This is a genomic window from Jeotgalicoccus huakuii (assembly GCF_036665975.1).
In the GTDB taxonomy this organism is placed as follows: Bacteria; Bacillota; Bacilli; order Staphylococcales; family Salinicoccaceae; genus Jeotgalicoccus; species Jeotgalicoccus marinus.
Window position 1 is genome coordinate 1 of the sequence record NZ_JAVIYN010000039.1, and the last position, 478, is coordinate 478.

Consider the following 478-nt stretch of genomic DNA (forward strand, 5'->3'; position numbering starts at 1 on the left):
TTTTTTATGCAGCCACACGACGAAGTTCGATTGGTGTCAAACCAAACAGCACATCTTGTGGTCGTTCATGGTTATAAAAATGGATATAATGATTGAGATCTTCCACCAGGTGTTGGTAGGTGGCATAGCCACCTGACTTTCTAACTAAGTGATAACGCTCTGATTTTAACTTACCAAAAAATGACTCCATCGGCCCATTATCAATACATTTCCCCACTCTAGACATGCTCTGAGTCATCTGATTCACATTTAACAGTTGTCTAAAACCATAAGAGGTAAACTGGTATCCTCGGTCACTGTGCACCATGGGTGAAGCCAGTGGATTGCACTTTAAAGCAGCTTTAAACGTATCCAACACAAGTTGATTATTATTCCTCAAACTAAAACGATGGGCGACAATACTATTATCAAATAAGTCCAATATCGCACACATGTAGACACGCGAGCCATTCTTAAGCTTATATTCTGTAACATCCGT

General features: G+C 40.0%; 1 protein-coding gene. It reads right to left on the reverse strand.

Annotation, left to right across the window (positions count from 1 at the left end; genetic code table 11):
* Positions 1 to 4 precede the first annotated feature (4 nt).
* Positions 5 to 478, reverse strand: a 474-nt coding sequence (locus tag V6E76_RS11395) for a DDE-type integrase/transposase/recombinase (RefSeq protein WP_247353093.1), incomplete at its 5' end; no start/stop codon positions are given.